Genomic DNA, 2,143 nt, shown 5'->3' with positions numbered 1-2,143 from the left:
GTGCCCAAATTTCCGAATCTTTTCCCCGCGGTGGTGGGGTGACAGGAAGGTCACCTCCATGATGAGCACTTCCGCTCGGTAAAGGTCCGGATACTCATCCAGGACATCCACGCGTGTGTCCCCAAGATAGGCGACGCGGGGAAGGCGGATTTCGTTGGTGACCTCCACGCCGCTGAGACGCAGATCACGGATTTTTTCGCCGGGCAGGCCGTGGAACTCGGGTTTCAGTTTTTTTCGTCGCTCCCAGACAATAAATCCCAGGGACGGCACGGTGTGCTGGGTGGGAACCGTGGTGACAACGAGTTCGCGGGAAAGCTCGAATTCCTGGCCCGGCGCTGCGGGAACAAGCTGGCAGGGGAGACGGCCCCGATCCAGCCGCCCGACGACGTGCAGGAGTTTTTCCACCAGAGGGACAGCCTGCTCCGGCAGGTAAATGGTGGGCGGCTCCATCTTCATCATTCGCCGGCGTGAAACATACGCCGGAAGGGCCACCACGTGATCAATATGCGTGTGCGACACAAACCACGAGGGCGTCCCCATGAACGCCCAAGGTTGGCCCCCCAGATCGAAGCCGAGCCGGAACTCCGGGATCCGCCAATACGTCTGAAAGGCAGCCCTCGAATACCCCTCTATGGTGATATTCTTGTGCGAGAGCCGCTTAATGGGCAGATCTTCCAGCAAGACCGACTTCAGGGCTTCCTCGGTGGAATCTCTCTGAGACCGTTCATCCTGAGGCTGTTGTCTGCGATTTTCCGAACTCACCGCGGCACGCTTTCCCGATGGGACCATCACGTCGTCTGGTTGGATCTTCTCCGCTCTTGTCTCACAGGATTCTCGAAAACTTGGTAAGACCCGGCAAACTTCACGGAAACGTTTATTGTCCGCTTTGGGAAGAGCCTTGCCCAGTGGCCGCGCCGCTGGGCATGTCCCTTTCTCCGGTTGCCGGGGGAGGTTCCCAGGGGTGATACGGCGGGCGGTCCTCGCGCAGAGAGAGAAGGATCTCACCAAAGAGCTCCTCCTGCTGGACCCGAATGAAGCCGAAACGCACCAGCTCCAGCACCGCCATGAAGATCCCTACCAGCGTGGACTTGTGCATCCCGGGCGAGAAGAGCTCGCGAAAGGCGAGCTCCTGGCAGTCGAGCAGACGGCGATAGATGCGCTCCATGAAGACCTGGATGGGGGTGTCGTCGTAAACGAGCGTCGTCCCTGCCTGGACCTCGCTTTCCTGAAGGACCCGTAAAAAGGCCTGGACCAGATCCCACAGGTGGACTTCCTGCAGCGGCTCTTCCGCTGGCTGAACCGGGTTCTCTCCGAGGTCATCGCTCAGGCGACGGATCCGCGTTTGCCATTCTTTGGCGCGCTCTTCCAGAAGGTACGCCAGATCCCGATACCGCTTGTATTCCAGAAGCCGCCGAACTAATTCCTCCCGGGGCTCCGAGACGAATTCCTCCGGCATTTCCTCCCCGTGGGGTAACAGTTCATAAGACTTGAGCTCCACCAGCCAGCTCGCCATGGACAGATAGTCGGCGGCCGTGTCAACATCCAGCGGCTGGGCCGATTCCACAAACTGCAGGAACTGCTCCGCAATCTCCGCGACAGAAATCTCCGTGACGGCCAGCTCGTGTTTGCGAATCAAATAGAGGAGGACGTCGAGCGGGCCGCGGAACACGTCCAGATTGACACGGAATTCTGTCGTTCCACCCGCCATTCCGATTCACCTTTCGGCATCAACCAGGCCCATGCAGGATCAGCCGCTTGGAATCCCATCGCTCGCGGCGCGCTACAGGTACTCCCGCCATCCCCGCCGTTCCAGCTCCTTTAAAAGGTGGCGAACCTCTTCCTCGCGATTTTTGTCGGCCACCAGTGTGACATCCGGAGTGACCACGATAACCAGGTCTTTGACGCCCAGCGTGGCGATGAGATGGTCATCGCGGCGACTGTGAACAATCGTGCCCTCCGCATCCAGGAAGATGACGCGTGGGGCATCGGCCACGTTGCCTCGCTCATCGACGGTCAGCAGTCGCTCCAGCGCCCGCCAGCCACCAACGTCATCCCAGCGGAACGTCGCCTCGACAACGACGACGTTTTCGGCCTTTTCCATAACGGCATAGTCGATGGAGATGTTTTTGATCTGCTGGAACTC

2 protein-coding genes and 1 pseudogene are annotated in these 2,143 nt (G+C 59.5%); all 3 read right to left on the bottom strand.

The annotated features are described in order from the left end of the window. Positions 1–762: MBL fold metallo-hydrolase (locus H5U08_RS16615; RefSeq protein WP_297035617.1), on the bottom strand; the 762-nt coding region annotated here is incomplete at its 3' end. A gap of 112 nt (positions 763–874) precedes the next feature. Then, positions 875–1,708 carry a ScpA family protein gene (locus H5U08_RS16610; RefSeq protein ID WP_297035614.1) on the bottom strand — a complete coding sequence of 278 codons (834 nt, stop codon included), beginning with the start codon at positions 1,706–1,708 and terminating at the stop codon, positions 875–877. A gap of 72 nt (positions 1,709–1,780) precedes the next feature. Then, positions 1,781–2,143: pseudogene (locus H5U08_RS16605) on the bottom strand (mannose-1-phosphate guanylyltransferase); the annotation flags it as partial.

The organism is Thermogutta sp., from assembly GCF_014359955.1.
Lineage (GTDB): Bacteria > Planctomycetota > Planctomycetia > Pirellulales > Thermoguttaceae > Thermogutta.
This window is presented reverse-complemented; position numbering and strand designations above follow the sequence as displayed.

Coding starts and splice junctions, on each gene's coding strand:
- H5U08_RS16610 (WP_297035614.1), bottom strand. CDS start 1,708: ATGGCGGGTGGAACGACAGAATTCCGTGTCAATCTGGACGTGTTCCGC.